Annotated in this window: 22 protein-coding genes; 19 read left to right on the forward strand and 3 right to left on the reverse strand. The window is 61.9% G+C overall.

The window, feature by feature from the left end; translation table 11 throughout:
• Nucleotides 1–104 precede the first annotated feature (104 nt).
• The 5 genes from FG13_RS00180 (at nt 105) to FG13_RS00200 (ending at nt 8,017) form a co-directional block, all read left to right on the forward strand.
• Nucleotides 105–749 carry a hypothetical protein gene (locus tag FG13_RS00180; RefSeq protein ID WP_152598637.1) on the forward strand — a complete coding sequence of 215 codons (645 nt, stop codon included), beginning with the start codon at nt 105–107 and terminating at the stop codon, nt 747–749.
• A 159-nt stretch (nt 750–908) separates the two neighbouring features.
• The gene (locus FG13_RS00185) at nt 909–3,527 is read left to right on the forward strand and encodes a DUF349 domain-containing protein (protein WP_235211636.1); all 2,619 of its coding nucleotides are present in this window, start codon (nt 909–911) and stop codon (nt 3,525–3,527) included.
• The gene (moaE, locus tag FG13_RS00190; protein ID WP_035817341.1) at nt 3,524–3,997 is read left to right on the forward strand and encodes a molybdopterin synthase catalytic subunit MoaE; all 474 of its coding nucleotides are present in this window, start codon (nt 3,524–3,526) and stop codon (nt 3,995–3,997) included. The genes FG13_RS00185 and moaE overlap by 4 nt, the downstream gene beginning before the upstream one ends.
• A 121-nt stretch (nt 3,998–4,118) precedes the next feature.
• On the forward strand, nt 4,119–6,725 hold the full coding sequence (gene clpB / locus FG13_RS00195; RefSeq protein ID WP_035817343.1) for an ATP-dependent chaperone ClpB: 2,607 nt from the start codon (nt 4,119–4,121) through the stop codon (nt 6,723–6,725).
• A gap of 170 nt (nt 6,726–6,895) precedes the next feature.
• Nucleotides 6,896–8,017 (forward strand): polyamine ABC transporter substrate-binding protein, encoded by a 1,122-nt coding sequence (locus FG13_RS00200; RefSeq protein WP_035817344.1) that lies wholly within the window; start codon nt 6,896–6,898, stop codon nt 8,015–8,017.
• An 81-nt stretch (nt 8,018–8,098) separates the two neighbouring features.
• Here FG13_RS00200 and FG13_RS31045 read toward each other — a convergent pair whose 3' ends face one another.
• From FG13_RS31045 to ppk1, 3 genes are all read right to left on the reverse strand, one after another.
• Nucleotides 8,099–8,224 (reverse strand): hypothetical protein, encoded by a 126-nt coding sequence (locus FG13_RS31045; protein WP_255206302.1) that lies wholly within the window; start codon nt 8,222–8,224, stop codon nt 8,099–8,101.
• A gap of 172 nt (nt 8,225–8,396) precedes the next feature.
• Nucleotides 8,397–8,855, reverse strand: coding sequence for a phosphohistidine phosphatase SixA (sixA, locus tag FG13_RS00205; protein ID WP_035817346.1), 459 nt, complete (start codon nt 8,853–8,855; stop codon nt 8,397–8,399).
• Nucleotides 8,856–8,880: 25 nt separating this feature from the next.
• The gene (gene ppk1 / locus FG13_RS00210) at nt 8,881–10,974 is read right to left on the reverse strand and encodes a polyphosphate kinase 1 (RefSeq protein WP_035817348.1); all 2,094 of its coding nucleotides are present in this window, start codon (nt 10,972–10,974) and stop codon (nt 8,881–8,883) included.
• 286 nt (nt 10,975–11,260) lie between these two features.
• Between ppk1 and pstS the strand changes: the two genes are divergently transcribed.
• From pstS to FG13_RS00280, 14 genes are all read left to right on the forward strand, one after another.
• Nucleotides 11,261–12,295: a phosphate ABC transporter substrate-binding protein PstS gene (pstS, locus tag FG13_RS00215; RefSeq protein ID WP_425269235.1), complete on the forward strand. Its 1,035-nt coding sequence runs from the start codon at nt 11,261–11,263 to the stop codon at nt 12,293–12,295.
• Between the two features lie 221 nt (nt 12,296–12,516).
• Nucleotides 12,517–13,488: a phosphate ABC transporter permease subunit PstC gene (gene pstC, locus FG13_RS00220; RefSeq protein WP_225240714.1), complete on the forward strand. Its 972-nt coding sequence runs from the start codon at nt 12,517–12,519 to the stop codon at nt 13,486–13,488.
• The gene (gene pstA / locus FG13_RS00225) at nt 13,485–14,372 is read left to right on the forward strand and encodes a phosphate ABC transporter permease PstA (protein ID WP_035817352.1); all 888 of its coding nucleotides are present in this window, start codon (nt 13,485–13,487) and stop codon (nt 14,370–14,372) included. Before pstC ends, pstA begins: the two co-directional genes overlap by 4 nt.
• Before the next feature lie 38 nt (nt 14,373–14,410).
• A complete protein-coding gene (gene pstB / locus FG13_RS00230; protein WP_010396817.1) occupies nt 14,411–15,193 on the forward strand; it encodes a phosphate ABC transporter ATP-binding protein PstB in 783 nt (260 codons plus the stop codon).
• A 48-nt stretch (nt 15,194–15,241) separates the two neighbouring features.
• Nucleotides 15,242–15,952 (forward strand): phosphate signaling complex protein PhoU, encoded by a 711-nt coding sequence (gene phoU / locus FG13_RS00235; RefSeq protein ID WP_034755071.1) that lies wholly within the window; start codon nt 15,242–15,244, stop codon nt 15,950–15,952.
• Between the two features lie 5 nt (nt 15,953–15,957).
• The gene (locus FG13_RS00240; RefSeq protein WP_034755074.1) at nt 15,958–16,647 is read left to right on the forward strand and encodes a response regulator; all 690 of its coding nucleotides are present in this window, start codon (nt 15,958–15,960) and stop codon (nt 16,645–16,647) included.
• An 11-nt stretch (nt 16,648–16,658) separates the two neighbouring features.
• Nucleotides 16,659–17,975 (forward strand): phosphate regulon sensor histidine kinase PhoR, encoded by a 1,317-nt coding sequence (gene phoR / locus FG13_RS00245; RefSeq protein WP_035817357.1) that lies wholly within the window; start codon nt 16,659–16,661, stop codon nt 17,973–17,975.
• Between the two features lie 73 nt (nt 17,976–18,048).
• Complete coding sequence (senA, locus tag FG13_RS00250) at nt 18,049–19,245, forward strand: selenoneine synthase SenA (RefSeq protein WP_235211637.1); 1,197 nt, start codon at nt 18,049–18,051, stop codon at nt 19,243–19,245.
• A gap of 33 nt (nt 19,246–19,278) precedes the next feature.
• Nucleotides 19,279–21,225: a UvrD-helicase domain-containing protein gene (locus FG13_RS00255; RefSeq protein WP_035817360.1), complete on the forward strand. Its 1,947-nt coding sequence runs from the start codon at nt 19,279–19,281 to the stop codon at nt 21,223–21,225.
• A 95-nt stretch (nt 21,226–21,320) separates the two neighbouring features.
• Nucleotides 21,321–22,226: an NAD-dependent epimerase/dehydratase family protein gene (locus tag FG13_RS00260; protein WP_035817363.1), complete on the forward strand. Its 906-nt coding sequence runs from the start codon at nt 21,321–21,323 to the stop codon at nt 22,224–22,226.
• 394 nt (nt 22,227–22,620) lie between these two features.
• Nucleotides 22,621–23,004 carry a LiaI-LiaF-like domain-containing protein gene (locus FG13_RS00265; protein ID WP_035826655.1) on the forward strand — a complete coding sequence of 128 codons (384 nt, stop codon included), beginning with the start codon at nt 22,621–22,623 and terminating at the stop codon, nt 23,002–23,004.
• Nucleotides 22,994–23,809, forward strand: coding sequence for a LiaI-LiaF-like domain-containing protein (locus tag FG13_RS00270; protein ID WP_035817364.1), 816 nt, complete (start codon nt 22,994–22,996; stop codon nt 23,807–23,809). The genes FG13_RS00265 and FG13_RS00270 overlap by 11 nt, the downstream gene beginning before the upstream one ends.
• A gap of 6 nt (nt 23,810–23,815) precedes the next feature.
• On the forward strand, nt 23,816–24,892 hold the full coding sequence (locus FG13_RS00275; RefSeq protein WP_035817366.1) for a sensor histidine kinase: 1,077 nt from the start codon (nt 23,816–23,818) through the stop codon (nt 24,890–24,892).
• 11 nt (nt 24,893–24,903) lie between these two features.
• Nucleotides 24,904–25,632 (forward strand): LytR/AlgR family response regulator transcription factor, encoded by a 729-nt coding sequence (locus tag FG13_RS00280; RefSeq protein WP_035817368.1) that lies wholly within the window; start codon nt 24,904–24,906, stop codon nt 25,630–25,632.
• Nucleotides 25,633–25,667: the final 35 nt, after the last annotated feature.

Consider the following 25,667-nt stretch of genomic DNA (forward strand, 5'->3'; position numbering starts at 1 on the left):
CTGGCCCGCCGCGGGTTTGTGCAGGATCAAGCCCACCCCTGTCGGTAGTCTTTACACTTTCACTTCCAGGATGAGACATCCAGCGCGTTTTCGGGAGTGAGTGCATGCTTACGGCAACATATATATTGGTTTCTCTGTCGGTGGAACAGGCCAGCATCCGCTTGAGCTTGCTGGCTTTTCAGAAGTACATGCATGTGCAGCTGCGCCATCAGAGCCAGCTCAGCCTGGCGCAACTGCAATATGCGGGCGACTGGCTGAACCGGCTGTACCAGGGGGGCTACTGGCGCAAGGTGGAGATGTATCTGATCCCCGCCATCCGCCAGGCCGCACCGCATGCCGACGGCTTGCTCAATGAGCTCAATGGCTTGAACCATGCGGCGCTGGAAAGCATCAATGTGGTGCAGCAGCGCGCGGGCGCCGCCATCGACCATTCCGAATTGCAGGCCGGGCAGCTGTGCGCCGCCATCGACGCCTTTTGCGCGGCCTTGCTGCAGCGCCTGGAAAAGGAAGAGCGCGAGCTGTTCGCGCTGGCGCGCAAGGTCATCGTCGGCGAAGCGTGGTTTGCCATCGCCTACCAGTTCCTCGCCCACGATGCGCGCGCGCAGGAAGCGCGCCGTGGCAAGGCGCAAGTGCTGCCCTTTGTTTTGCCAGCGCCCTTGCAGGCAGCCGGCGGCAGCGCTGAAACGGCAGCGGATGGCGCCGCTTTCACGCTCCCCGTGCCGCCACAGCCGCTGCGCGCGCAGGCTTGAGTGGGTAGCAAGCGCACACCCCGCCAGGCGCTATCTGCCGGGGGCTTTTTTATGATGATCACTGGCGCGCCGTCATAGGGAAAAGATATAGGGAAAGATTCGCTTTATTCATTTGATAACTTGTTCAGTCCTGTCCGATGCAATACCCGGGGCTTTGTTATGATGGTGGTTTTGATCCACGCGAAACCCGTCATGTTCGAATTTCTCTTCAAGCGTTCTGCCAGCAAGACTGCCGCACCCGATCCTGTCGTGGCAGAACAGGCCGCCGCCTCGGCGCAGAGCGCATCGCGCCGCGCTGAACAGGTTGCGCGTGCCCATGCCGTGGCCGGCGACGAAGCCGCAGCTGCCGATTTCATCCTGTCCAGCGAATTTGCCGATGCCCGTCTGATCGCGGCCGAACACGTTCATGCCTTGCCTTTGCTGGAAAAAGTCCACCACGCCATGCGCAACACGGACCGCCGCGTGGCCAAGCTGATGCAGGGCCGCATCGACCTGATCCGCCACCAGGCGGCCGAGACGCAGCGCGCCCAGGCCAGCATCGACACGGCCCAGCGCCTGTTGAACGATGAAAAACTGAGCCCGAACCAGGTAGCCGAGCTGGACCGCCAATGGCAAGTCATCAAGGCTACGCCCGAGCTGGCGATGGCGTTTGCCGCCGCGCGCGCCGCGCTGGCCGCCCGCCTGGAAGCGCAAGTGCTGCTGCAGCGCGCCGTGATCGACGCCGTGGGTGCCATGCGCGCGCTGGCCAGCAATGGCCAGTCCGCCGGCGAGCTGGCGCAGGCGCTGGCCCGTCTCGATGCGGACCATGCGCGGCATGCGCAATCGCCTGAGCGCGCTTCCTTGCCGAAACACCTGGAAAGCGATTTCAGCCAGGCGCGCGAGCAGGCGCAGTCCGCCCTGCAGGCGCTGCAGCAACACCAGGCCGTGTTCGACGCGCGCCAGGCCGCGCTGGCCGAATGGCAGGCGCAAGACGCCGCCAGCCTCGACGTCGATGTCTTGAAACGCGCGTGGCAAGCCCTGCCGCGCCTGCCCGAATCCAGTCTGTCCGACAGCCTGCAGCAGCAATTTGCGGCCCTGCTGGCCAGCGCGCCGGCGCCCGTGCAGTCGGCGGCGCCAGAGGCCGCAGCGGCCCATGCCGAGCCTGTACCTGTGCTGCGCAAGCCGCGCCAGGAGCACGCGCCCGTGTCGAAAGAAGCGACGGAGCAATTCTTCAAAGTGCTTGACGCCATGGAAGCGGCCCTGCAGGATGGCTTGTTGCACGTGGCTTCCGAGCATGACAAGACCTTGCGCGACACCAAGCACGGCCGATTGACGCCGGCGCAAGCGGATCGCCTGGCCCATGTGCGCGGAGAGTTCAAGCGCCTGGCCGACTGGGCGCGCTGGGGCGGCAACGTCTCGCGCGAGGAACTGGTCAAGGCGGGCGAGGAATTGCCGGCGCAGCAACTCCCAATGGCCGAGCTGGCCAAGAAAGTGGGCAGCCTGCGCGAGCGCTGGAAGTCGCTCGACACCCTGTCCGGCCCGGCGCCGAAGTCCCTGTGGGAGCGTTTCGACGCGGCCTGCAGCGTGGCGTATGCGCCGGCGGCCCAGCATTTCAAGCAATTGGCCGAAGAGCGCCACGGCAATGCGGCCAAGGCGCAGGAACTGATCGCGGAAACGGCGGCCCTGGCGGCCGAGGAAAGCACCGACTGGAAACACGTTGCTTCCGCCTCGCAGCGCTTGCGCCAGGCGTGGACGCGCCTGGGCACCATCGACCGCAAGGAAAAGAAACGCCTGGATACGGAGTTCGGCGCCGCGCTGGACGCCCTGTCGAAGCCGCTCGATACCCAGCGCCAGATCGAGACGGCGCGTCGCGAACAATTGATCGTCGAAGTGGGCTTGCTCAAGCCATCCGAGCGCAACACGGTCGACATGCTGAAAGCCTTGCAGGATAAATGGCAGGAACTGGCGAAAGCCCTGCCGCTGGAGCGCCGCGCGGAGCAGGCGCTGTGGCAGCGTTTCCGCGCCGCCTGCGACGACATCTTCGCCCGACGCAAGGAAACGGCCCACGCGGCCGACCACGAACGCCGCGAACACCTGCATGCGCGCGAAGCGCTGTGCGCCGCGCTGGAAACGGCCGTCGTGCCCGAGGGTGACGACAAGAGCCGCTCCGCCTTCATCAACCACTTGCTGCGCGACACGCGCGCCGCCTGGAACGCCACGGGCCCCGTGCCGCGCGCCAGCGAAGCGAAGATCGAGCAGCGCTACCAGGCGGCCGTGGCCGGCGTGCAAGCGCAGGCGGACGCCATCGCCGAACGGGCCGGTGCGGCGCAAGCCAATGCCCTGCGCGACAAGCTGCGCCTGGTGCAATCGCTGGAAGCGGCGCTGCTTGACGCCGGTGCCGCCACCGACGCGCAAGCGTGGAGCGAGCGCTGGAGCGCCTTGCCGCCGCTCGACGCCCAGTACGAACGCGGCCTGCAGCAGCGCTTTGCCGCGGCCCAGGCCGCGCTGGGCGAAGGCAGCGCCGCTTACGTGCAGCAATTGCAATCGAACCAGGAGCGCTTGCTCGAGGAAGTCTTGCGCCTGGAAATCGTCGCCGGCGTCGACAGCGGCGCCGAATTTGCCCGTGACCGCCTGAAAATGCAGGTGGAAGTGCTGCAATCGTCGCTCAAATCAGGCCAGAAGCCGCTCACGCAAGCGTCGCAGCTGATGCAGTTGTGCGCGATTGCCGCCGCCACCGATGCGCGCACGGCCAGCCGCATCGAAACCTTGCTGCGTCGCATTGGAGGCCATGCCAAATGAGTACCAGCGTCCGCATCCAGCAAGCTGATTTTGACTTGAGTCAAGAAATCGCACAATTGCGTGCAGGCAACCCCAAGGTGGGCGCCGTCGTCGGCTTCGTCGGCACGGTGCGCGACATGAACGAAGGGCTGGACGTGGCCGCCATGGAGCTCGAACACTATCCGGGCATGACGGAAAAGTCCATCGTCGCCATCGTCGAGCAGGCGCGGGAACGCTGGCCCTTGTCTGGCGCGCTGGTGATTCACCGCGTGGGGCCGCTGCTGCCACAGGAGCAGATCGTGCTGGTGGCGGTCTCGTCCGCACACCGGGGCGAGGCGTTTGCCGCCTGCGAGTTCATCATCGACTACCTGAAGACGGAAGCGCCATTCTGGAAGAAGGAAGACACGCCGGAAGGGGCGCGCTGGGTTGATGCGCGCGACAGCGATGAGACGGCGCTGGACAAGTGGGCCGTAAAAGCAAGCGCCATCTGAATCGTACGCGCCCCGCACCCTAGCTTTTGTCCAAAAGCATCGGTTTTCTGCTTTGTGTATGCTTGAAAAGTACTGCCTCACCCCAATTTGGTTAACAACTAATTAACCGGGAGCGCTTTTCATGCGACAAGACAAACTCACTACCAAATTACAGGAAGCCCTGGCCGATGCGCAAAGCTTGGCCGTGGGTAACGACAACCCCTATATCGAACCAGTCCATTTGCTGACGGCCCTGTTGAACCAGGACGACGGCGGCGCCCGCTCGCTGTTGCAGCGGGCCGGCGTCAACGTGGGCGGCCTGTCCAAGGCCCTGGGCGCGTCCCTCGAACGCTTGCCGAAAGTGTCGGGCACGGGCGGCGACGTGCAGGTCAGCCGCGAATTCGTGGCCTTGCTGAACCTGGCCGACAAGGAAGCGCAAAAGGCGGGCGACCAGTTCGTGTCCAGCGAAATGGTCTTGCTGGCCATGACGGAGGACAAGTCCGACTGCGGCAAGCTGGCGCGCGAAAACGGCCTGACCCGCAAGGCCCTGGAAGCGGCCATCGAGGCTGTGCGCGGCGGCAACAAGGTCGACTCGCAAGAAGCCGAAGGCCAGCGCGAAGCCCTGAAAAAATACACCCTGGACCTGACGGAGCGGGCGCGCAAGGGCAAGCTCGACCCCGTCATCGGCCGCGACGATGAAATCCGCCGCACCATCCAGATCCTGCAGCGCCGCAGCAAGAACAATCCCGTGCTGATCGGCGAACCGGGCGTGGGCAAGACGGCCATCGTCGAAGGCCTGGCGCAGCGCATCGTCAATGGCGAAGTGCCCGAGTCCCTGAAAGGCAAGCGCGTGCTGGCGCTGGACATGGCCGCCCTGGTTGCCGGTGCCAAGTTCCGCGGCGAGTTCGAAGAGCGCCTGAAGTCCGTGCTCAAGGAACTGGCCATGGATGAAGGGCAAACCATCGTCTTCATCGACGAGATGCACACCATGGTGGGCGCGGGCAAGGCCGACGGCGCGATGGATGCCGGCAATATGCTCAAACCGGCGCTGGCGCGCGGCGAGCTGCACTGCGTGGGCGCCACCACGCTTGACGAGTACCGCAAGTACATCGAGAAGGATGCCGCGCTGGAGCGCCGCTTCCAGAAAGTGCTCGTCGACGAGCCGACCGTGGAGGCGACGATCGCCATCCTGCGCGGCTTGCAGGATAAATATGCGTTGCACCACAAGGTGGAAATTACGGATGCTGCCATCATCGCCGCTGCCGAGCTGTCGCACCGCTACATCACGGACCGTTTTTTGCCGGACAAGGCGATCGACCTGATCGATGAAGCGGCGGCGAAGATCAAGATCGAGATCGACTCGAAGCCGGAGGTGATGGACAAGCTGGAACGCCGTCTGATCCAGCTGAAAATCGAGCGCGAAGCCGTCAAGAAGGAAAAAGACGAGGCATCGTTGCGCCGCCTGGGCCTGATCGAGGAAGAGATCGTCAAGCTGCAGCGCGAATACAATGACTTCGAGGAAATCCTGAAGGCGGAAAAAGCCGTGGTGCAGGGCAGTACGCACATCAAGGAAGAGATCGAACAAGTCAAGCTGCAGATGGAGCAGGCCACGCGCGAGAGCAACTGGCAGAAAGTGTCGGAGCTGCAGTACGGCAAGCTGCCGCAGCTGGAAGCCCAGCTCAAGCAGGCAGACAGCGGCATCCCGAAACTCGATCCCGACCAGCCGAAACTGCTGCGCACGGAAGTGGGCGCCGAGGAAATCGCCGAAGTGGTGTCGCGCGCGACGGGTATTCCCGTGTCGCGCATGATGCAGGGCGAGCGCGACAAGCTGCTGCACATCGAAGAGAAGCTGCATGAGCGCGTCGTGGGCCAGGATGAAGCGATCACGGCCGTGGCAGACGCCATCCGCCGCTCGCGCGCCGGCTTGAGCGATCCGAACCGTCCATATGGTTCCTTCATGTTCCTGGGACCGACGGGCGTCGGCAAGACGGAGCTGAGCAAGGCGCTGGCGACCTTCCTGTTCGATACGGAAGAATCGATGATACGCATCGACATGAGCGAGTTCATGGAGAAGCATTCCGTGGCCCGATTGATCGGTGCGCCACCGGGCTACGTGGGCTACGACGAGGGCGGCTACCTGACGGAAGCCGTGCGCCGCAAGCCGTACAGCGTGATCCTGCTCGACGAAGTGGAAAAGGCGCATGCCGACGTCTTCAACGTGCTGCTGCAAGTGCTCGACGATGGACGCATGACGGACGGCCAGGGCCGCACGGTGGACTTCAAGAATACCGTCATCATCATGACCTCGAACCTGGGTTCGCATAAAATCCAGGCCATGGATAGCGATGATCCCGGTGTCGTGAAGCTGGCCGTGATGGCCGAGGTACGCTCGCACTTCCGTCCCGAGTTCGTCAACCGCATCGACGAAATCGTCGTGTTCCACGGCCTCGACGAGAAAAACATCGGCGCGATCGCGAAGATCCAGCTGAAAATCCTCGAAGAACGCCTGGCGCGCATGGATATGCAGCTGAGCTTGACGGACGCGGCATTGCAGCAAATCGCCGAAGCGGGCTACGACCCGGTGTATGGCGCCCGTCCGCTGAAACGGGCGATCCAGCAGCAGATCGAAAATCCGCTGTCGAAGCTGATCCTGGAAGGCAAGTTTGGCCCGAAAGACGAGATCCGCATCGACGCCCAGAACGGCAACCTGGTGTTTACGGGCGCGCAGGTGGGGCTGGATAAGGTGTAATGTCGCAAAGGCCGGGGTCAGACCCCCGTCATTGTCAGCGCTGAATTTTGCGTTGGCGGTGTTGAGGGTCTGACCCCAGCGGTGAAAGCAGGGCGGTATCAGGCTAGACCTGATGCCGCCCTTCTTGCTATCATCGTCACTATTTTCTGACTAATTCCGGAGGCGGTACGATGGCAAACACATGGCAAGCAGGGCGGCGCATTGGAGTGGGACTGGCCTTGGCGGCGGCCGCACTGGCCTTGTCTGCGCAAGCTCAGGCTCAGGAAGAGAAAGTCCTGAACATCTATAACTGGTCCGACTATATCGGCGACGATACGATCAAGAATTTTGAGAAGGAAACGGGCATCAAGGTGCGCTACGACGTTTTCGACAATAACGAAATCCTCAATGCGAAACTGGTGGCGGGCAAGTCCGGTTACGACATCGTCGTGCCGACGGCCCAGTGGGCGCGCCTGCAGATCGATGCGGGCTTGCTGCGTAAACTCGACAAGAGCAAGCTGACGAACCTGGGCAACCTGGACCCGAACCTGCAGGCCAAGCTGTCGAAGATCGACCCGAACAACGATTACCTGGTCGACTGGCTGTGGGGCTACACGACGGTGGGCATCAACGTCAACAAGGTCAAGGCCGCGCTGGGCGGCATGGCCATGCCCGACAACGCGTGGGACCTGATCTTCGACCCGAAATATGCGGCCAAGCTGAAATCGTGCGGCGTGTCCTTCCTCGACTCGCCGTCCGAAGTGCTGCCGGCCGCGCTGCAATACCTGGGCAAGCCCGCGTACTCGAAAACGGCCTCCGATTACCAGGAAGCGGGCAAGGTGCTGCAGGCGATCCGTCCCTACGTGACCCTGTTCAGCTCGTCCGGCTACATCAATGACATGGCCAACGGTTCCGTCTGTGTGGCGCTGGGCTGGTCTGGCGACATCAATATCGCCCGCCAGCGCGCCATCGATGCGAAGAACGGCAACGTGATCCAGGTGCTGGTGCCGAAGACGGCGGCCCTGATGTTCGACACCATGGCGATTCCCGCCGACGCGCCGCACCCGACCAATGCGCACCTGTTCATCAACTACATTTTGCGCCCGCAAGTGCATGCCAGCCTGAGCAACAAGGTCTTCTACGCGAATCCGAATCCGGCCAGCATCAAGTATGTGCGCAAGGACATAGGCGAGAACAAGGCGATCTTCCTGTCGGACGCCGACAAGCAGCGCATGGCCGCGCCGGAAGCGACCACGGCCGATATCCGCCGCCTGATGACGCGCATCTATACGAAGTTCAAAACGGGAGTGTAAGACGGGAGTGTAAATACAAGGATGGCGCGAGGGACGGAGATATGCCGTCGCTGGCGCCATGCGATATTGCCGAGGTGAACACTACTCGTGGTAGCGGTCCATCAGCTTGTGGTGACTGCCGCGCATTTCTTCGACCAGTTCAAAGGCGACGAAGCCGATGATGGCGGCGAAGATGGCGATGAAGAGAAAAACGAGGAAGGTTAACATGGTCTTTCAGCCGCCGTTGGACGGCTGTCCGCTGGGTTGCTCAATGTGCCAGAGCGGTGCTCCAGCACGTAGTTGATGCAATTAAACTCTAGCAGATCGGCAGCGCTTTACAAGGCTGCCGTGTTGTAATTTCTGCCAGTATTTGTCCCAGCGCACTTTTTGCGCATTTCCCTTATTTCACCACAAGGTCATGCGCCATCACGGCTTTTAAGTAGACGCTGATCGGGTCGCCCGGCTCGCGCTGCGAAAACCACCACGCGCTGGCCTTGCGCATTTCCCATTCCTGCTCCTCGCCCGTCAATAGCAGGGCGGCCGCCTGGCCCAGCGTGGGCTGGTGGCCGACGATGAGCACGGTTTCCTTGCCGCCGGGCCAGTTGGCCGCCTTGAGGATATCTTCCGCCTCGGCGCCGGGCGCCAGTTCAGGCATCAGCTTGAACTTGCGCCCCAGCGCTTCCGCCGTTTGCAGGGTGCGCAGGGCGGGGCTGACGAGGATACGGCAATTTTCCGGTAGTTGCGAGGCCAGCCATTCGCCCATGCGGCGCGCCTGTTTCTGGCCTTTGACGGTCAGGGCGCGTTCGAGGTCGGGAACGCCCGGCTCGGCTTCTGCGTGTCGCCACAAGATGAGATCCATGCTGTACTCCTCTGTGTAGAATTGCCTATTCGCCGACCTCCGCGCCCGGCGTGCCCAGTGTATGCATCAGGTATTGCTGGGCGCTGAACGGCGTTTGCTTGCCGCGCGGCTTGCGGCGCGCGTAATGGCCCGTCGGCTCCAGTTCCCATGCATTTGTATTATCCTTCAAATACGGGTTCAGGCCCTCGGCGATCACGCGCCGTTTCAGCGCCCGGTCAAGTACCGGGAAAGCCACTTCCACCCTGCGGAACAGGTTGCGGCTCATCCAGTCGGCGCTGGCCAGGTAGACATCGTGCGCCAGGTCGTTGCGGAAGTAGTAAATGCGGCTGTGTTCGAGGAAACGGCCGATCACGGAGCGCACCTTGATATTTTCCGACAGGCCCGGCACGCCCGGCTTCAGGGTGCAGGCGCCGCGCACGATCAGGTCGATCTTCACGCCATCGGTCGAGGCCGCATACAGGGCGCGGATCACGGATTCGTCGACCAGCGCGTTGACTTTCACGATGATGCGCCCGCGCCGGCCCGAGCGGGCGATCTTGGCCTCGTTGCGGATGGCCTTGATGATCTCGCTTTGCAGGCCGAACGGCGCCAGCCACAAATGGTTCAGGTTGTGCGGCTTGGTCAGGCTGGTCAGGTGGATGAAGACTTCATTGACTTCCACGGCCAGATCCTGGTTGGCCGTCAGCAAGCCAAAATCCGTGTACAGCTTGGTGGTCGTGGGGTGGTAGTTGCCGGTGCCCAAGTGGGCATAGAAGCGCAGTGCGCCTTCCTCGCGGCGGATGACGAGCGCCACCTTGGCATGGGTTTTCAATCCCACCACGCCGTACACGACCTGCGCACCGGCTTGCTCGAGCTTGTCGGCCCAGTTGATATTGGCTTCTTCGTCGAAACGCGCCATCAATTCCACGATGACGGTCACTTCCTTGCCCATCTTCGCCGCCGTGATCAAGGATTCCATCAAGTCCGAATTCATGCCCGTGCGGTAGATCGTCTGCTTGATGGCGACGACGGAGGGATCGTAGGCGGCGCTGCGGATGAAGTCGATCACCGTCTGGAACGATTGATACGGGTGGTGCAGCAGGATGTCGTGTTTGGTCAGCGCGGCGAAGATGTCGTTGCCGATGGCTTTATGCGCGAGGCCGGGGAAGAACGGCGGGAAGCGCAGCTCCGGTTGCTTGACGTGGTCGATCATTTCCGACAGGCGCACCAGGTTCACGGGGCCGTTGACGCGGTACAGCCGGCTTTGATCCAGGCTGAACTGGTCGAGCAGGAACTGCGACAGTTCCGGCGGACAATTGCGCGCCACTTCCAGGCGCACCGAGGTGCCGAACTGGCGTCCCACCAGCTCGCCTTTCAGGGCCTGGCGCAGATTCTTGACTTCATCCTCATCGACCCACAGGTCGCTGTCGCGCGTGACGCGGAATTGCGAATAGGCGATCACTTCGCGCCCGGCGAACAAGTCGGAAATGTGCGCATGGATGACGGACGACAATAAACAGAAGGACACGCCATCGCCCGAAATCTCGTCCGGCAGCTTGATGACGCGCGGCAAGACGCGTGGCGCCTTGACGATGGCGATCGCCGTGCCGCGGCCAAACGCATCCTTGCCGCTCAGCGAGACGATGAAATTGAGACTTTTATTGACTACCTGCGGGAACGGGTGGGCCGGGTCGAGGCCGATCGGCGTCAGCAGGGGGCGCACTTCGCGGTCGAAGTATTGCTTGACCCACGCGCGCTGCGCCTCGTTGCGGTCGCTGTCGCGCAGCAAATGCACGCCTGCTTCGCGCAGGGCCGGCAAGACGTCGCTATTTAATATCTCGTACTGGCGTTCCACCAGCGCATGGCATTCCTTGCCGATGCGCTCCAGGTTGGCCGCCAGGGCAGGGTGGCCGGCCAGCGTACCGCCGATGCTGCCGGCCGCCAGCAGGCTGGCCACGCGCACTTCGAAAAACTCATCCATGTTACTGCTGACGATGCACAGGTAGCGCAGACGCTCGAGCAGCGGAATGTTCGGGTCTTCCGCCTGGGCCATCACGCGCCGGTTGAAAGTCAGTTGCGACAGCTCGCGGTCAAGCAGGATGCCCGATTTGGTCACTTCCGTGTGCAGTTCAGGTTTCATATTCTTTTGTCTTTGCAGATAGTTAATTCTAGCCGTATTTCATCATGTATGACGCGTTGTGAGTGTAATCATGAAATATGACGTAAGCGTGACATAAGCTGTCATAAAGCGTCGCCCGTCCTGTCATTTTTCATGCCGAAAATGGCCACCCTCGGGGCGTAGGCAATTATTTCAGGATTTTTTACCCATGTCATAAAGCTGTCATATTCGCTTGCTAGACTGCGCAGCATTCAACCGGGACTTTGAGCCCTAACAACCCTGAGGACTTGATATGCAAATGAAGCAAATGTTCAAATTTATCGTCGTGGGTGCTTCGGCAGCGATGGCATTTTCTTCCGCTTCCGTCATGGCGGCAGATATGACAGGTGCTGGCGCAACCTTCCCGTACCCGATCTACGCCAAATGGGCCGAGACGTACAAAGCCAATACGGGCAACGGCCTGAATTACCAGTCCGTCGGTTCCGGTGCTGGCATCAAGCAAATCAAGGCCAAGACTGTTGAATTCGGCGCTTCGGACATGCCTTTGAAGGCGGAAGAGCTGGAAGAAGCGGGCCTGATGCAGTTCCCGGCCATCATGGGCGGCGTGGTCACCATCGTCAACCTGGACGGCGTAACCCCAGGCCAGCTGAAAATGACGGGTAAAGTCGTTGGCGACATCTACCTGGGCAAGATCACCAAGTGGAGCGCGCCTGAAATCGCCGCGTTGAACAGTGGCGTCAAGCTGCCGGACACGGAAATCACCGTGGTGCACCGCGCCGACGGTTCGGGCACGTCCTTCCTGTTCACCGACTTCCTGTCGAAAACCAACCCGGAATTCAAATCGAAAATCGGCGCTGGCTCGGCTGTGAAATGGGCCGTGGGCGTGGGCGGCAAGGGTAACGAAGGCGTCGCCGCCAACGTGCAGCGTATCAAGGGTTCGATCGGCTACGTCGAGTGGGCTTACGCCAAGAAAAACAAGATGTCGCACACCCAGCTGCAAAACAAGGACGGCAACTTCCTGCAGCCTGACGACGAAAACTTCAAGGCAGCAGCCGCTTCGGCACCTTGGACGCAAACCCCAGGCTTCGGCGTGGTCCTGACCGACCAGGCTGGCAAGAACAGCTGGCCTATCACCGGCGTGTCGTTCATCCTGATGCACAAAGTTCAGGCTGACGCAGCCAAGGCCAAAGAAGTCCTGAAATTCTTCGACTGGGCCTACAAGAACGGCGGCGCCGCTGCCGTTGAACTGGACTACGTGCCGATGCCGGCATCGGTCGTGAAACTGGTGCAAGAGTCGTGGAAAGCCAATTTGAAAGATGCATCGGGCAAAGCGATCTATTAATTTGATAGCTTGACCAGATAAGTACCCATCCTTGTCCCCGCCAGCAGCACGGCGGGGCAGGGAGTTAGCCAGGACCGCCCGCAAGCCCTTGCAGACGGTCCTGGCTAAAAAAGCAAGATAAAACAAGAGTTCAAAACAGCAATACCGGCAGTACCACCCACATCTGGCACAATATGAGCGCACAATCTACCTCTTCCACGATCCCCATGCCAGGCGGCACCATGACCGATTCCATCAGTCACGCGCAAATGCTTTCCACCATGCGCAAGCAGCGCTTCCAGGATTTCATGTTCCACAAGGTGACGATGCTGTTCGCCCTGTCGGTGCTGATCGTCCTGGTCGGCATCATCATTTCGCTGATCATGGAATCGATACCGGCCTTCAAGACCTTCGGCCTGCATTTCATCGTGTCCGCGGAATGGGATCCCGTCAATGACCAGTACGGCGCCCTGATCCCCATCATCGGCACCCTGGTGACCTCCGTTATCGCCTTGCTGATCGCCTTTCCCGTCAGCTTCGGCATCGCCCTGTTCCTCACGGAAATCTGCCCGGCCTGGCTGCGCCGTCCGCTGGGCACGGCTGTCGAACTGCTGGCCGGCGTGCCGTCGATCATCTACGGCATCTGGGGCCTGTTCGTCTTCGCGCCCCTGTTTGCCGACCACGTCCAGCCCATCCTGAAAGCCACCCTCGGCAACGTGCCCGTCATCGGCCAGCTGTTCAGTGGCCCCATGATGGGCATCGGCCTGCTGACGGCCGGTCTGGTGCTGGCCATCATGATCATCCCTTTCATCGCTTCCGTGATGCGCGACGTGTTCGAGATCGTTCCTGCCGTGCTGAAGGAATCCGCATACGGCCTGGGCTGCACGCGCTGGGAAGTCGTGCGCAAGATCGTCTTGCCATACACCAAGACCGGCGTCGTCGGCGGCGTCATGCTGGGCCTGGGCCGCGCGCTGGGCGAAACCATGGCCGTGACCTTCGTCATCGGTAACGCGAATAAGCTGTCGTGGTCGCTGTTTGCCGCCGGTAACAGCATCACCTCCCTGCTGGCCAATGAATTTGGCGAAGCGCAATCCGAGCTGCACGTGGCCTCGCTGTTCTCGCTGGCCCTGATCTTGTTTGTCATCACCTTTATCGTCTTATCCGCCGCCAAGCTGATGCTGGCTGGCATGTCCCGCAAGGAAGGCACGAAATGAGCCAAGTAAGCACTCTCGACGCTCCGGTCAAGCCGGCCATGAATCCCGTCTACCGCAAGCGCCTGCTGATGCACCGCATCGGCATCGCCCTGTCGGTGGCCGCCATGGCCCTGGGCCTGGCCGTGCTCGTGTGGATCCTGTTCACCCTGGTGATCAAGGGCTTCGGCGCCCTGTCCGTCGATCTGTTCACGCAAACGACGCCGGCGCCCGGCAGCGAAGGCGGCGGCTTGATCAATGCCATCGTCGGCAGCGCCCTGATGGTGGGCCTGGCGACTGTCGTCAGCACCCCGATCGGCATCCTGGCCGGCATCTACCTGGCCGAATACGGCGAAGAAAACAAGCTGGCGCAAGTGACGCGTTTTGTGACGGACATCATGCTGTCGGCGCCATCGATCGTCATCGGCCTGTTCGTGTATGCGCTGTACGTGGCACACGTCAAACACTTCTCCGGTTACGCCGGCGCCATCGCGCTGTCCCTGATCGCCGTGCCGGTGGTGGTGCGCACGACGGACAATATGCTGCGTTTGGTACCGAACAGCCTGCTCGAAGCCGCGTTTGCTCTCGGCGCGCCGCGCTGGAAGGTCGCCACCCTGGTGCGCTTGCGCGCCGTCAAGGCGGGCGTGATCACCGGCGTACTGCTGGCATTGGCCCGCATCGCCGGCGAAACGGCGCCGCTGCTGTTCACGGCCCTGAATAACCAGTTCCAAAGCTTCAACATGAATGCGCCGATGGCCAACTTGCCGTCCGTCATCGCATCGTTTGCGATGAGCCCGTACGACAACTGGCGCTCGCTGGCCTGGGGTGGTGCACTGCTGATCACCTTCAGCGTGCTGGCCTTGAATATCCTGTCGCGCACCGTGTTCAGCCAAAAAGTCCCTAATTAAACAGATACCGAGCGAAGCGAACCCCTATGAATACGCAAATGAATCCAGCACAAGACCTGGCACCAAAGAAAAAAACCATCGAGATTTCGGGCCTGAACTTTTTTTACGGCAAAACGCAAAGCTTGCATAACGTCAACCTGGACATCCACGAGAAGAAGGTCACGGCCTTCATCGGCCCGTCCGGTTGCGGCAAGTCGACCCTGTTGCGCACCCTGAACCGCATGTACGACCTGTATCCGGGCCAGCGCGCGGAAGGCTCGATCCTGTACCGCGGCCGCAACGTGCTCGACGCGGACCAGGACGTCAACATGCTGCGCGCCAAGGTCGGCATGGTGTTTCAGAAGCCGACGCCGTTCCCCATGTCCGTCTACGACAACATCGCCTTCGGCGTGCGCCTGTATGAAGACCTGTCGAAGGGCGAAATGGACGAGCGCGTCGAGTGGGCCCTGAAAAAGGCGGCGCTGTGGGGCGAGGTCAAGGACAAGCTGAGCAAGAGCGGCCTGTCGCTGTCGGGCGGCCAGCAGCAGCGTTTGTGCATCGCGCGCGGCGTGGCCGTCAAGCCGGACGTCTTGCTGCTCGATGAACCGACCTCGGCGCTGGACCCGATCTCGACCTCGAAAGTGGAAGAACTGATCAGCGAACTGAAACAGGATTACACGATCGCCATCGTGACGCACAATATGCAACAGGCGGCGCGCTGCTCCGACTACACGGCCTATATGTACCTGGGCGAGCTGGTGGAATTCGGCGAAACGGACCAGATCTTCATGAATCCGGCCCGCAAGGAAACGCAGGATTACATCACGGGCCGCTTCGGCTGATCCGCGCCGCATCGCTATACACAAGACAACTGAATACGGAGAGACAGCATGATAGGCGAACATTCATCCAAGCAATACGACAACGAACTCGAAGCGATCCGCTCGAAAGTGCTCCTGATGGGCGGCATCGTTGAAACCCAGTTCCTCGACGCGATGACGTGCTTCCGCATCGGCAATGCCGAGCGCGCCGACCGCGTGATGCGCGAAGACGACGTCGTCAACCAGCTCGAAGTGTCGCTCGACGACGCCTGCAGCCATCTGATCGTGCGCCGCCAGCCCGCCGCCAACGACTTGCGCACCATCATGGCCACCATCAAGGTGATTACCGACCTCGAGCGCGTAGGCGACGAGGCGACGAAAATCGCCCGCGTGGCGAAGAATCTGCACAAGCGCGGTAACGGCGTCGTCAACCATTACGAGATGGTGCGCGGCATCGCTAACACGGCCACCGACATGCTGCACGACGCGCTGGACGCGTTCGCGCGCAACGATGGCAAGCAAGCCTTACAATTAATTGCACAAGATGCCATCATCGACCATGAGTTTCGGTCTATCATGCGCAACTTGATCACCTTTATGATGGAAGACCCGCGCACGATTTCGGCGGCGCTCGATACCCTGTGGGTGGCCAAGGCCATCGAACGGATCGGCGACCATGCGAAGAACATCGCCGAATACGTGATTTACGTGGTTGAAGGCAAGGACATCCGCCACACCAAGGTGGCTGCTCCCGCCATTTCCGAGGAGCTCCCTGAGTAAGCTTTATGGCATCTGATAAAACCACGGTATTGATTGTTGAAGATGAGCCGGCCATCGTTGAACTGGTCACCTATTCGTTGCGCGAATCCGGCTGGAATTGCTGTTCCGTACAAAACGTTGCCGATGCCTGGGAGTTCATCCAGCACCGCACGCCGCATCTGATCCTGCTGGACTGGATGCTGCCGGACCAGACGGGCTTGCGCCTGCTGTCCCGCATCCGCGCCGACCGCAATTTCGCCGCCATCCCCGTCATCATGCTCACCGCCAAGAGCATGGAAGAAGACAAGCTGGCTGGCCTGAACAGCGGGGCCGACGATTACGTCACCAAGCCGTTCTCGCCGCGCGAACTGCTGGCCCGCGCCAAGGCTCTCTTGCGACGCAAGAGTCCGGAACACGCGCAGGCGCCCATGCGCGCCGGCAATGTGGCGCTGGATCCCGTCAGCTGCACCGTGATGATGGATGAACAGAAGATCGATATCGGCCATGCCGAATACAAGCTGCTGAAATTCCTGCTGGCCCATCCGGAACGCGTGTTTTCGCGCAGCCAGCTGCTTGACAAGGTGTGGGGCGACCATGTGGTGATCGAGGAACGCACGGTCGATGTCCACGTATTGCGCTTGCGCAAAGCCTTGAAAGAGGCGGAAAGCCTGATCAAGACGGTGCGCAGCGTCGGCTACATGTTGTCTGAAAAGTAAAGCTAGCCTCTATGAATCCGAAATTGCTGTTCTGGGTACCGGCCGCCTTGCGCATGGTGCTGGCGCTGCTGGGCGTGGCCGTCGTCTGGTATCTGTTTGGCGCCACGTATGCGCTGGGCATCGCTTTCGTGCTGATGGCCATGATGGTGTTCGTGCAGCTGTCGTATCTGTTCCAGCTGAGTAACTGGCTGGACAATCCGCAAAGCGCCAAGCTGCCCGACGGCTGGGGCGCCTGGACCAGCATCTTCGCGCGCCTGTACCGCATGCGCCGCGACGACGAGAAAAACCAGGCCGAGCTGACGGAATGGCTGGCGCGTTTCCGCCAAGCCATGCATCTGTTGCCGGACGGCGTCGTCATCATGGACGACGTGCTGTTCCTCGAATGGTGCAACCCGGCCGCCGAGAAACACCTGGGCCTCACGCACGAGCGCGACAAGGGCATGCGCGTGACGAATCTGATCCGCAGCCCCGAGTTCATGGATTACATCATCCTGGGCCGCTACGACCAGCCGCTGACGATCACTTTCCGCAACCGCAAGCTGATCGTGCAGATCATTCCATTTGAAAACCGCCGCCAGATCCTCGTCACGCACGATGTGACGGAGACGGAACGCATCGAAATGATGCGCCGCGACTTCATCGCCAACGCCTCGCACGAACTGCGCACGCCGCTGACGGTCATCGTCGGCTTCCTGGAAATTGCTTCCGCCGAGCTGGACCTGGACGCCGCCACGCGCGCCGCCCACCTCAAGCTGATGACGGAGCAGGGCCACCGCATGCAGCATCTGATCGAGGACATGCTGACCCTGTCGCGCCTGGAATCGGTCGACTACCCGCTGCGCCCCGAGCCCGTGGATACCAAAAAGCTCATGCAGCAAGTCTTGCGCGACGCCAAGGGGCTGTCGGCCGGCAAGCATGAAGTGACCATGGAATGCAACGGTCCCGACGTATTGGGCAGCTACGATGAGCTGTACAGCGCTTTTGGCAACCTGGCATCGAACGCCGTGCGCTACACGCCGGCCGGCGGCACCATCACTTTGCGCTGGCAGGATGGCCCGGCCGGACCGCAATTCATCGCGCAAGATACGGGCATCGGCATCAGCCAGGAACATATTTCGCGCCTGACGGAACGTTTTTACCGCGTCGACAAGAGCCGTTCGCGCGAAACCCAGGGCACGGGCCTGGGCCTGGCCATCGTCAAGCACGTGCTGCTGCGCCACGGCGGCACCCTGGCCATCCAGTCCGTGGCCGACAAGGGCAGCAGCTTTATTGTCAGCATGCCAAAATCCGTCGTCACGCCGCTACAGGGCGAGCTGCTGGTCAAGTAGGCTGGGGGGCATGGCCCCCCAATGTTTCCTGTGCGACTAGTGCAAGGTTGGCATAAGTCGTTACAATCAGGCCATGACTTTAATCAACGCCTCTTTTCGCCACGCCGGCGCGCAGCAACTGGCCCAGTCGCTGCAGGCCGCGCGCCAGGATACGCTTTCCCTGTTCGACTGTTATGTCAGCGCCGGCCTGGACGTGGTGGCCGGCTTGCCCCGCCATCCGCGCCTCGTTCCGCCCTTGTGGCAACTCGCGCAGATCGCCTGGTTTGCCGAGTGGTTCATCCTGCGCGAAGCCGCTACCAGCCATCCGGCCGACGCCATTTATAACTCCCTGCTGACGCGCGGCGACGACTTGTTCGACGCCAACATGGTCGAGCACCGCGCGCGCTGGAAGCTGGAACTGCCCAGTCCGGGCGCCGTGAAAACGTATTGCCGCGAAGTACTCGACCGGGTGCTCGATAAACTCTCGCGCGAAGCCAATGTCGACAGCGCCCTGGCGCCATACCGGCTGGCCTTGGCACATGAAGACTTGTGTGGCGAAGAAATGCTGGCAGGCTTGCAATGGCTGGGCCTGGAAGCGCCGGAATCCCTGGCAGCCAGCCCGGCCTTGCCGCCAGGCGCGGGCGAGATCGCTTTTCCTGGGGGCAGCATCGAACTGGGCTCGCCGCGCGGGGCCGGGTTTGCCTTCGACAATGAATCACCGCCCCATGCCGTTTATGTGCCGCCGTTTTCCATCGATGCTTGCGCCGTATCAAACGCCCAGTTTGCCGATTTTGTCGCCGACGGCGGCTACCAGAACCGCCAGTTCTGGAGCGCGGCAGGCAGCGCCTGGCTGATGCAGCAGGAGCGCTCGTCGCCCCTGTACTGGCTGCGCGAAGCAACACAGTGGCGCACCATGCGTTTCGGCCAGCGCACGACCTTGCCGCCGAACGAAGCCGTGCGTCACATCAACCTGTATGAAGCGCAGGCGTACTGCGCCTGGGTGGGGCGCCGCCTGGCGACCGAGGCGGAATGGGAGTATGCTGCGCTGTCCGGCCATCCGCGCTTTCACTGGGGCCAGGTGTGGGAGTGGACGGCGACGCCGTTCGAACCGTATCCGGGCTTTGCGGTGGATGCCTGGCGCGAATATTCCGCGCCATATTTCATGCAGCACCAGGTGCTGCGCGGCGCCGCCTTCGCCACGCCGCCGCGCCTGCATTCGGCCCGCATGCGCGCCTTCCATGCGCCCGAACGGGGTGACATCTTTGCCGGCCTTCGCACTTGCGCCTGGTAGCGCGCCGAGAACAGACATTATTTCAGGATACCCTTGAGTACAGATAACGCCCCGCAGTTCATTCCCAAACGCATCACGCCCACGCCGGAGCAGGTCGCCATCCAGACGGCGCAAAAGAAAGTGGTCTTGATCGACGCCAATGCCGGCGCCGCCAAGACGACGACCCTGGCCCTGCGCCTGGCCGAGGCGCTGCACCGGGGCCGCGCGCCCGAGCGCATGTTGGCCCTGGTCTTCACGGAAGCGGCGCGCGTGGCCCTGCGCCAGCGCCTGCTGGAAGTGGGCGTGCCGCTCGGTGTCGTCAAGCGCCTGACGGTCGACACTTTCGATGCGTTTGCCGGCAAGGTGCTGCTGCAGCTGGAAAATATGCAGGTGGCATCCATGCGCAGCGATGAAGAGCTGCGCCCGGTAGCCTGGGAAGCGCTGGAAGTCGTATCGGAGAAATACGCGCACCGTTACCCGCTGGAAATTAATACGACCAACGGGGCGATTGCCGAATTCTTGAAATTGCAGTTGCGCACCAAGGCGCGCCTGGACTTTCAAAATCCTGACTTCGAGAGCAATTCCCTGGACGATAACCTGGAGCTGCTGGGCATGTCGCGCACGCATTATCTGTGGCTGCGCGAATACGAAGGCTTGCGCGGCGCCGACACGGGCGACATCCAGTTCCGCGCACCGTTCGACGCCACCTACGACCTCGTGCGCATGCTCGACGGCGACGAGCCGCTGCGCCAGCAATTGCCGGCCTTCCAGATCATCGTGGCCGATGAATTGCACGATTTGAACGAAGCGTCGTTCCGCTTACTGACCATGCTGATACGCCGCGGCAACGCGTTTTTCTGCGGCGCCGGCGACAAGGATCAAGTCATCTACACGTGGTCGGGCGCCGACCACCGCTTCCTGCGCCAGCGCTTCGAGCAGGAATTCCCTGCCTTGCAGCGCCTGCCGCTGACGGCTTCCTACCGCTACGGTCCGCAGCTGGCGCAGGCTGTCGGCGTGCTGAAAAACAAGGCCAGCGTGTCGGCCCTGTCGCGCGCCACCCACATCGAAGTGTTGCAGTACGAGCATACGCAGCCGCAGGCGTGCAGCGCCCAGCTGATCGCCGCGCTCGAACATGCGCATGCGGGCACGACGGCGATCTTGCTGCGCGACCGCGACCAGGCCATCCGCGTGGAAACGGCGCTGTTCCAGAGCGGCATCGCGTATGGGCTGGTGGACATGAACAGCTATCTGCTGAGCCTGGAAGTGCTGATGTTGCGCGGCATGGTCGCCATCGCCCGCAAGGATTTGCACGCGATCAAGAGCGGCCCGCGCCGCGGTGAAATCCTCGAAGCCCTGGTGGCCTTCGCGGAAATCCCTTTTACGCGCGCGGAATTACAGCAAGCCAAGGCCGACGTGGCCAACTATCCCGACTTGCTGGAAGGCTTTTTGACGAACCAGCTGGCCAAGTCGCAGAACCAGGACAAGGCGGCGCTGACCCTGGCCGCCGTCGATTACCTGCGCGCGCTGCCCCCCGACGCCCTGGCCGGTGACGCCCTGCAGCACATCTTTGGCCTGATGCAGCTGGAACAGACGGCACGCCGCATCTATGTCGACCCGGCACAGGCGCGGGTTGTCGCCCGTTCCCTGCATGGTTTTATTGCCGTGTGCCGCGAGGCGGGCGTGGCGCTGGGCGGCTTTGCCGGCTGGCTGGGCGAGATGGAGGAAGCTGTGACGGTCTCGACCGGCAAGGCCAAGCTGGTCATCGCCTGCATCGACCAGATCAAGGGTCTCGAATACAACCACGTGATCTTGCCCTATCTGGCCGTCGATGAATTCCCGCGCAGCAAGACCGACCCGCTGGAAGAAGAAAACCGTTTCTATGTGGCCGCCACCCGCGCGCGCGACAGGCTCACCTTGCTGACGCCGGAAGACCCTGCTTACCAAAGCCGCTACATTGCCGCCCTGCAGCTGAAACAGAAGACTGTTGCGTCCAAGTCATAGATCTTTTGCTGTGTGGCTGCTTTTTGCGAAAGACGAAAGCGGGCATACTTTGTTGGTGTGATTGATTGCAATCTGAACCAACAAAGGAGCAAGACATGAAGGTATTTGTTACGGGCGCAGCGGGATTTATTGGCAGTTCCATCGCGGCGGGCCTCGTGAGCGCCGGCCATCAGGTCACGGGCCTCGTGCGCAAGCCGGAGCAGGTGGCCGAGCTGAGCACCATCGGCGTGCACGGCATCGTCGGTACCTTGAACGACCGCGAGCTCATCATCGAGCAGGCGAGGGCGGCGGACGCCGTCATCAATGCGGCCAGCAGCGACCACCGGGGCGCCGTCGAAGCCATTATTGAAGCGCTGGCCGGCACCAACAAAGTGTTTTTGCACACCAGCGGCTCGTCCATCGTGGGCGACGCCTCGGGCGGCGAGGGCACGGAACAGATCTATTACGAAGACAAGCTGCCGGCGCCCACGGCCGACAAGGCGGCCCGCGTCGCCATCGACGACCTAGTCCTGGCCAGCGCAAGCCAGGGCGTGCGCGCGAGCGTGTTGTGCAACACCCTGATCTACGGCCATGGCGCCTTGCCGCGCGACAGCGTGCAGTTGCCACGCCTGCTGAAACAGGCGCGCAAGAGCGGCATCGTGCGCCACGTGGGGCCGGGCCGTAACATCTGGTCCAATGTGCATATCGACGATGTCGTCAGCCTGTATCTGCTGGCGCTGGAAAAGTCGCCGGCCGGCACCTTTTACTTCGTCGAGTCGGGCGAAGCGGCTTTCCGCGACATGACGGCCGCCATCGCCATCGCGCTGGACCTGGGCCCCGCGCAGGACTGGCCGCTGCCCGAGGCGATTGCCGAATGGGGTTACGAGATGGCGTCGTATGGCCTCGGTTCCAACAGCCGCGTGCGCGGCGAGCGGGCGCGCAAGCTGCTGGGCTGGCAGCCGCAGGGACCGTCCGTGCTGGCATGGATCGGGAACGACATGCTTCACGCCGTCACGGGTTGATGCAGCTCAGCAAAACTCCATCAGTGTGCGCTAGCGAACGGTGCTGTCTGACGATCGGGAGTATGATGTCTCTGCTTGGTTGAGACGCACTGCCGTGAGGTTGGCGGCATGTTCGATCTTCCAGCAGGTCAGCCGGTCGCCTCGAGGATCGGCACCAGATTTCTGTTCGCGTTTGCGCCCTGCGCCACGCGGCTGTGCACTGCAACTCCAGGTCGCGGTGTGGACTGCGAACCCCTTCAAGGCCGGCCTAGCCGGTCTTTTTTTTGCCTGTTTTTTGCCCGTCATTTCCACCGTTGCGCCATTCACCGCTGTCTTTCCGCCATTCGCCGAAGCGGTGTTTCCCCATGCCCGAAATCCGCGTATCTTTACGATCAACCAACTTCAAGGGGTGACCGTGAAACCTGAACCAGCCTATTGCCGCCGTACCCAGCTGCTGTGGGGCGTGCTGCTGATCGCCATCGGCGCCATCGTCCTGCTGGACCGGCTCGATGTGATCTATCTCCACGATTACTATTCACTATGGCATTATTGGCCGGTGATACTGGTCGTCTTCGGCTTGAACAAGCTGCTCACGCCCGTGTCCGCCAAGCAGGTACTGAGCGGCCTGTGGCTGATCTTTTTCGCCGCGTGGTGGTATCTATCGTATGAAGAACTGTGGAACTTGCATTTTTACAATAGCTGGCCCGCCTTGCTGATCGCCTGGGGCGTGGGCCTCGTGCTGGAACCGCTGTTGAACAAACATTTTATTGCCTACCGGGAGTCCGAGCATGAAAAATAAACCGCCGCTGCACTCGCCATCGCAGATCGTGCTGGGCGTTATCGTCATCGGCTTGGGGCTGCTGTTTCTGCTCGATAACCTCGGTTTCATCGATGTGCGCTATACCTTCCGCTTCTGGCCCACGGCGCTGATCGTGTTTGGCCTGCTGAAACTGTCGCAAAGCCGCAGCGCGAACGGTTATTTATTGGGCGGCATGCTGGTGCTGCTGGGCGTGGCCTGGACCCTCAAGCACATGGGTATCTTCTACATGAACTGGGACTTGCTGTGGCCCTTGCTGATCATTGGCCTGGGCGTGGCCGTGGTGTCGAAATCCTTGCCCGGCGCGCAGCAGCGCCAGCGCCGCCGGCGCTTTGGGGCGCAGCAGGATGGCCCCGCAGCGCCTGACTCGTTCGGCCAGGCCAGAAATGGCGCCGTGTCGCTCGACAAGGATGCCGCCGATGCCACAGCGGCGCCCGGCGCCAGCGGACAATCGGACGATGACAGCATCATCGAAGTGACGGCCATCCTCGGCGGCTACGTGCGGCGCGTGTCGTCGCAGCGCTTCAAGGGCGGCGATATCAATGTCATCATGGCCGGCTGCGAAATCGACTTGCGCCAGGCGTCGATCGAAGGCGAAGCCGTGCTCAACGTGTTCGCCCTGTGCGGCGGCGTCACCATCAAGATTCCGCCCGACTGGAGCGTCGTGCTGCAGGGCACGCCCATCCTCGGCGGCTTCGAGGAAAAGACCATCGTGCCGCCGAACCAGGCCAAGCGCCTGTACGTGACGGGCTACGCCATCATGGGCGGCCTGGAAATCCGCAACTAGGCGCGCATGTCGGGGCCCTTGTCGAAGCGGCGTGGCGCCGTGGTGGTGTTCCTGGTCTGCATCACGCTGGGCCTGGCCCTGGCTTCCATCCTGGCCAGGGTGGCGCACGCGCCCTGGCTCAATGCCGTCGTGCTGGTGGTGCCCGCCACGCTCGTGTATGCGATCGGTTCGGGTTTTTCCGCGTACTACCTGTGCCGCGCCTATCCCTTGCACGCCCGCCATCCATTCGCCATCGCCGGCGTGATGGGCGTGGCGGCGCTGTTCGCGGGCTTGCTGTGGGCCACCCTGCTGCAATTTTTGAACAGCGTCAGCCTGTTGCTGGAGCTGCGCTGGCTGGGCGTGAACCTGACGCAATCGCTGCTGGCCCTGTTCTTCGGCCTCGGTGCGCTGCTGTATTGCCTGGCTGCCGCCGTGCATTATCTGTTGCTGGAATTCGTGCGCGCCAGGATGGCCGAGCAGCGGGGGCTGGAAGCGCAACTGACGGCGCAGGAAGCGCAGTTGCGCATGCTGCGCACGCAGATCGATCCGCATTTCCTGTTCAACAGCCTGAACTCCATCAGCGCCCTGACGTCTATCGATGCGAAGGGTGCGCGCCAGATGACGGTGCAACTGGCCAGTTTCTTTCGCCAGAGCCTGAGCCTGGAAGCGCACAAGCACATTACCGTGGAGCAGGAACTGGTGCTGATCCGCCACTTTCTCGCCATCGAGCACGTGCGTTTCGGCGCACGCCTGCAAGTGGCGGAAAGCCTCGACACTGCCGCGCTGGCGTGTCTGCTGCCACCCATGCTGATACAGCCGCTGGTGGAAAATGCCGTCAAGCATGGTATCTGCGGCTTGACGGAAGGCGGCCTGATCGCCATCGAGGCCCGGCGCGTGGGCAGCCTGCTGCAGCTCGCCGTGCGCAATCCGGTGGATGCGGATCAAGGGCCAGAGCGCGGCAATGGCGTCGGCCTGGAGAACGTGCGCCAGCGCCTGGCCGGCGCGTATGGCCATGAGGCCAGCGTGCACTGGGGCCGGCGCGACGGCCATTTCGAAGTGATGATTTCCATGCCGGCGCAGACCGGCGACACGGAGGAAGCATGATGCAGGCAAGAATGCGGGTCGCCATCGTTGATGACGAATTGCTGGCGCGCAGCGTGTTGCGCGAATACCTGGCGCGCCATGACGATATCGACATCGTGGCCGAGTGCGCCAACGGCTTCGAAGCCGTCAAGGCCATCGCGGACCTGGCACCGGAACTGGTGTTTCTCGACATCCAGATGCCGCGCCTGGACGGCTTCGAAGTGGCCGAATTGATCGGCGCGAAGACAAAGCTGATCTTTGTCACGGCCTACGACCAGTATGCCTTGAAAGCGTTCGAATGCCATGCTCTGGACTATCTGCTGAAACCATTCAGCGAACAGCGCTTCGACCAGGCGCTGGCCCATGCGCGCGCCAGCGTCAGCACTCCCGAGACTGTGCTGACGCTGGCACGCGAGGCGGCCACGCGCCGCGCGCCGCTGGACCGCGTGCTGATACGCGACGGCGCCAAGGTCCACGTGATCGCCAGCGCGCGCATCGACTACATCGAGGCGCAGGACGATTACATCAGCATCCGTTCCGAAGGCAAGTCCTACCTGAAAAGCCAGACGCTGGCGGAACTGGAGACTCAGCTCGATCCCGCCAAGTTCCTGCGCGTACACAGGTCGTATCTGCTCAATATCGACGGTATCCGCCGCATCGAGGCGGCAACGAAAGACAGCCACGTGGCTATCTTGCGCGATGATACGAGGATACCCGTCAGCAAGGCGGGGTATCAGAAGCTCAGATTATTGGTGGGTTAGCATTTTCGCTGGCGTAGATGCATAATCATCTACGC

Origin of the sequence: Janthinobacterium sp. RA13 (assembly GCF_000745325.1) — a bacterium.
Taxonomy (GTDB): Bacteria; Pseudomonadota; Gammaproteobacteria; order Burkholderiales; family Burkholderiaceae_D; genus Janthinobacterium; species Janthinobacterium rivuli.

Coding starts and splice junctions, on each gene's coding strand:
- pstS (WP_425269235.1), top strand. CDS start 11,261: ATGTTCAAATTTATCGTCGTGGGTGCTTCGGCAGCGATGGCATTTTCT.
- FG13_RS31045 (WP_255206302.1), bottom strand. CDS start 8,224: ATGTTAACCTTCCTCGTTTTTCTCTTCATCGCCATCTTCGCCGCCATC.
- sixA (WP_035817346.1), bottom strand. CDS start 8,855: ATGGATCTCATCTTGTGGCGACACGCAGAAGCCGAGCCGGGCGTTCCC.
- FG13_RS00240 (WP_034755074.1), top strand. CDS start 15,958: ATGGCATCTGATAAAACCACGGTATTGATTGTTGAAGATGAGCCGGCC.
- FG13_RS00180 (WP_152598637.1), top strand. CDS start 105: ATGCTTACGGCAACATATATATTGGTTTCTCTGTCGGTGGAACAGGCC.
- FG13_RS00260 (WP_035817363.1), top strand. CDS start 21,321: ATGAAGGTATTTGTTACGGGCGCAGCGGGATTTATTGGCAGTTCCATC.
- phoR (WP_035817357.1), top strand. CDS start 16,659: ATGAATCCGAAATTGCTGTTCTGGGTACCGGCCGCCTTGCGCATGGTG.
- clpB (WP_035817343.1), top strand. CDS start 4,119: ATGCGACAAGACAAACTCACTACCAAATTACAGGAAGCCCTGGCCGAT.
- pstA (WP_035817352.1), top strand. CDS start 13,485: ATGAGCCAAGTAAGCACTCTCGACGCTCCGGTCAAGCCGGCCATGAAT.
- pstB (WP_010396817.1), top strand. CDS start 14,411: ATGAATCCAGCACAAGACCTGGCACCAAAGAAAAAAACCATCGAGATT.
- FG13_RS00185 (WP_235211636.1), top strand. CDS start 909: ATGATGGTGGTTTTGATCCACGCGAAACCCGTCATGTTCGAATTTCTC.
- senA (WP_235211637.1), top strand. CDS start 18,049: ATGACTTTAATCAACGCCTCTTTTCGCCACGCCGGCGCGCAGCAACTG.
- FG13_RS00280 (WP_035817368.1), top strand. CDS start 24,904: ATGCGGGTCGCCATCGTTGATGACGAATTGCTGGCGCGCAGCGTGTTG.
- pstC (WP_225240714.1), top strand. CDS start 12,517: ATGACCGATTCCATCAGTCACGCGCAAATGCTTTCCACCATGCGCAAG.
- FG13_RS00200 (WP_035817344.1), top strand. CDS start 6,896: ATGGCAAACACATGGCAAGCAGGGCGGCGCATTGGAGTGGGACTGGCC.
- FG13_RS00275 (WP_035817366.1), top strand. CDS start 23,816: ATGTCGGGGCCCTTGTCGAAGCGGCGTGGCGCCGTGGTGGTGTTCCTG.
- phoU (WP_034755071.1), top strand. CDS start 15,242: ATGATAGGCGAACATTCATCCAAGCAATACGACAACGAACTCGAAGCG.
- FG13_RS00270 (WP_035817364.1), top strand. CDS start 22,994: ATGAAAAATAAACCGCCGCTGCACTCGCCATCGCAGATCGTGCTGGGC.
- moaE (WP_035817341.1), top strand. CDS start 3,524: ATGAGTACCAGCGTCCGCATCCAGCAAGCTGATTTTGACTTGAGTCAA.
- ppk1 (WP_035817348.1), bottom strand. CDS start 10,974: ATGAAACCTGAACTGCACACGGAAGTGACCAAATCGGGCATCCTGCTT.